4 protein-coding genes and 1 pseudogene are annotated in these 3,196 nt (G+C 47.3%); 3 read left to right on the top strand and 2 right to left on the bottom strand.

Annotated elements, in window-relative coordinates; genetic code table 11:
* A pseudogene (locus tag DES54_RS18370) lies at nucleotides 1-203 on the top strand (IS630 family transposase); the annotation flags it as partial.
* A gap of 185 nt (nucleotides 204-388) precedes the next feature.
* Complete coding sequence (rnt, locus tag DES54_RS18365; protein ID WP_113869798.1) at nucleotides 389-1,060, top strand: ribonuclease T; 672 nt, start codon at nucleotides 389-391, stop codon at nucleotides 1,058-1,060.
* A gap of 111 nt (nucleotides 1,061-1,171) precedes the next feature.
* Here rnt and DES54_RS18360 read toward each other — a convergent pair whose 3' ends face one another.
* A complete protein-coding gene (locus DES54_RS18360; protein ID WP_113869796.1) occupies nucleotides 1,172-1,522 on the bottom strand; it encodes a Grx4 family monothiol glutaredoxin in 351 nt (116 codons plus the stop codon).
* 356 nt (nucleotides 1,523-1,878) lie between these two features.
* Here DES54_RS18360 and DES54_RS18355 point away from each other — a divergent pair, with 356 nt between their 5' ends.
* Nucleotides 1,879-2,667 (top strand): C40 family peptidase, encoded by a 789-nt coding sequence (locus tag DES54_RS18355; protein WP_113869794.1) that lies wholly within the window; start codon nucleotides 1,879-1,881, stop codon nucleotides 2,665-2,667.
* A 130-nt stretch (nucleotides 2,668-2,797) separates the two neighbouring features.
* On the opposite strand, the gene cydH is transcribed toward DES54_RS18355, so the two are convergent.
* Nucleotides 2,798-2,887 carry a cytochrome bd-I oxidase subunit CydH gene (gene cydH, locus DES54_RS18350; protein ID WP_121556353.1) on the bottom strand — a complete coding sequence of 30 codons (90 nt, stop codon included), beginning with the start codon at nucleotides 2,885-2,887 and terminating at the stop codon, nucleotides 2,798-2,800.
* Nucleotides 2,888-3,196: the final 309 nt, after the last annotated feature.

The following is a 3,196-nucleotide window of genomic DNA, read 5'->3' as shown; positions in this document are numbered from 1 at the left end:
AGAATCCGAAGTTTCGTGTTATTTATCAGCCGGTTTACTCGCCCTGGGTAAATCATGTTGAACGGCTGTGGCAGGCGCTGCACGAAACGATAACCGGAAACCACCAGTGCCGCTCAATGTGGCAGTTACTGAAAAAAGTGCGTCACTTTATGAATACTGTCAGCCCATTCCCCGGTGGGAATCATGGGTTGGTAAAAATGTAGCGATATTAGGATCAGTTATTTAGGTGATTTAACACAACGACGGCCGTCAGGCTGGCGCCCGTCTTCCTTTCTCGCCGTAGATTATCCCAGTCCCGACAAAATCCTGCCAAATAAGCAGGGTTACTGCATCTCTCACCAAAATTTGCCATAATGCGCGCTGCATTTTGCTAAAGATTAAGAGACTAATGGCTGATAAAAATGACCTGAACGCCCTGAGTGGACGTTTCCGTGGATTCTATCCGGTTGTGATTGATGTCGAAACCGCCGGGTTTAATGCCAAAACCGATGCGTTGCTGGAAATCGCCGCGATAACGTTAAAAATGGATACGGATGGTTGGTTACAGCCGGATGAGACATTACATTTCCATGTTGAGCCTTTTGAGGGCGCGATTCTGGAGCCCGCAGCGTTGGCGTTCAATGGTATCGATCCCGCCAATCCTTTGCGCGGTGCGATCAACGAATATGATGCTTTGCATGAAATTTTTAAAGTGGTACGCAAAGGGATAAAAGATCAGTGCTGCAACCGGGCGATTATCGTCGCGCACAATGCCACATTCGATCACGGTTTTCTGATGGCGGCAGCCGAGCGCTGTAGCCTGAAACGTAACCCGTTTCACCCTTTCGCCACTTTTGATACCGCGGCACTAAGCGGGTTGGTGCTGGGACAGACGGTTCTGGCGAAAGCCTGCCTTACCGCAGGGATTGAATTTGACTCAAGCCAGGCGCACTCGGCGCTCTACGACACCCATCAGACGGCATTGCTGTTTTGTGAACTGGTGAATCGCTGGAAGCGTCTGGGCGGATGGCCCATCGCGCTTGATGAGAATTCGTCAGCGGCGGAATCTAAAGCAAGTTAAACAAAAAACGCAGGCGCGTTTTTCAACCTCGCTTGCGGCGCCCCGGGGCGGGGCGGGCAGAATGTTCGGTTCGCCACAAGAAATAACGGGTGCGCGAAGCACCCGTTGTCTTTATGCCAGATCTTCCGCCTGAGGCTTATACTTTTCAGCCGTTTCTTTAATCAATTGCTGCAGCTCACCGCGCTGATACATTTCAATCACGATGTCACAGCCCCCGACCAGTTCACCGTCAACCCACAATTGCGGGAAAGTCGGCCAGTTGGCGTATTTAGGCAGTTCAGCGCGAATATCCGGGTTCTGTAAAATATCGACATAAGCAAAACGTTCGCCACACGCCGACAGCGCCTGTACCGTTTGCGCGGAGAAGCCGCAACTCGGCAACTTGGGCGAACCTTTCATATACAGCAGAATCGGGTTTTCAGCGATCTGACGCTGAATCTTTTCAATTGTTGTTGTCGTCATTCTCTTTCTTCCTTAAATCTTATAGGATGGCTAACATCATGTGCATTAACCACGGGCTTCTGTCAGATGAGCCATTACAGCGCGATCTACTCAATTTATATTGTACCGAGGGCCGTAGCCACAAAAAAACGCCATTTTTTGTAGGGTTTTATCTTGTGACGCCAGCCTCAAGCGATAATGCGCATTGATGAAATCTGCGCCAGAAACGATGATGATTCCAGCAAAAAAAAATACCTATTCACGTTTTTTCATTATTTTGTATTAATAAACACGCCATTCCCACTTTTTTATCACGCTGCTTTCGGGAATACTGTACCAATTGAACGATCTAAGGTTTATATTCGGTCATCCTTAACATGCGCTTATTTATTACGCTTTTTATTCTGTTTTTTAGTCTTCCATTCCTGAGTCAGGCGCAGGCAGCCCCCGATATCCCCAATTCATCGCAGCGCAAGACCAGTGTGAAAAGCGTCATTGAGAGCGATCATAAGAAAAGCAAATCGGCCAAGCGTAAAAAATTATCATCAACACCAATAAAAAAAACCTCGTCAAGAACCCAAAATTCTACGCCGGCACTGGTTAGAAAAGGGCTCAAAAAGTCGCATGCAGCCAGTAATATAAAACAGGTATCCACCCGCAGCCGATTAAAGTCAGGGTTAAAAAACAAAATGGGAGCAGGGAAAAAGGAAGAACCAGATAATAAAGGTTTAACCCTGAGTGTCGCGCATAAAAAACGTTATCAACATGCCAGATTGACTGCGATAAACAAATTGATGAGTCAGGTGGGCAAGCCATATCGCTGGGGAGGCTCATCGCCCTTGACCGGTTTTGACTGTAGCGGACTGGTTTATTTCGCCTATAAAGACGTGGTTAACATCCCAATCCCCCGCACGGCTAACGAAATGTATCACTTGCGGGACGCGGCCCCGATCAAGAAAAATGAACTGGAAAGCGGCGATTTGGTGTTCTTCCGCATTAATAATCGCGGAACGGCGGATCATGTCGGGGTGTATCTGGGAGATGGCAAATTTATTCAATCGCCACGCACCGGATCGGATATACGCATTAGTAAGTTGAATGAAGATTATTGGCAGGAACATTATGTCGGCGCACGCCGGATGGTTACCCCGCAAACGATGCGTTAACGTCTTTGCCGAAGCCGCGTTTCTTACACTCGGCAACCGCTTCAGACAGAGAATAGGTTCAGACACAGTTTGAATACGCCAGCCTGTGTCTGAACGGATACCGATGAAACAAAGGGGAGGCTAAGCCCTCTCAGTTCAATACCGCGGTAAAGCTGAATATTATAATCATTACCAGTGCGCCAACCGTTGCCAGCAGTGATAGTTTCAGATCTGTATCCATAAGTCTCTCCTTTTGTTAGGCACAAAATCAGGGGAATAAACGGCTGATCATCATTTGGGATTTAAAGCCCCGAACCGTCGCTTAATACGTCAAATGACAGGACGGTAACGATTTTTCCATAGTTTAAATAAAAAATCTCGTTGCCGTGCCTCATTAAGAGTATAAATTACCGCTTTCACTTTCGTGGCAAATCGGACAGAATCCGCTGTTTATGCTAAATAACTGCGCCTATTACCGCTCCACTTTTGTTAGTCCAGGTTTGTTGCCTGGGAAAGGTGATGCGGTTTTAATAAATTGTCTGACATTTTT

This window comes from Brenneria salicis ATCC 15712 = DSM 30166 (assembly GCF_003315515.1).
Lineage (GTDB): Bacteria > Pseudomonadota > Gammaproteobacteria > Enterobacterales > Enterobacteriaceae > Brenneria > Brenneria salicis.
The sequence above is the reverse complement of the archived record's forward strand: the minus strand, read 5'-3'. Positions and strand labels throughout refer to the sequence as shown.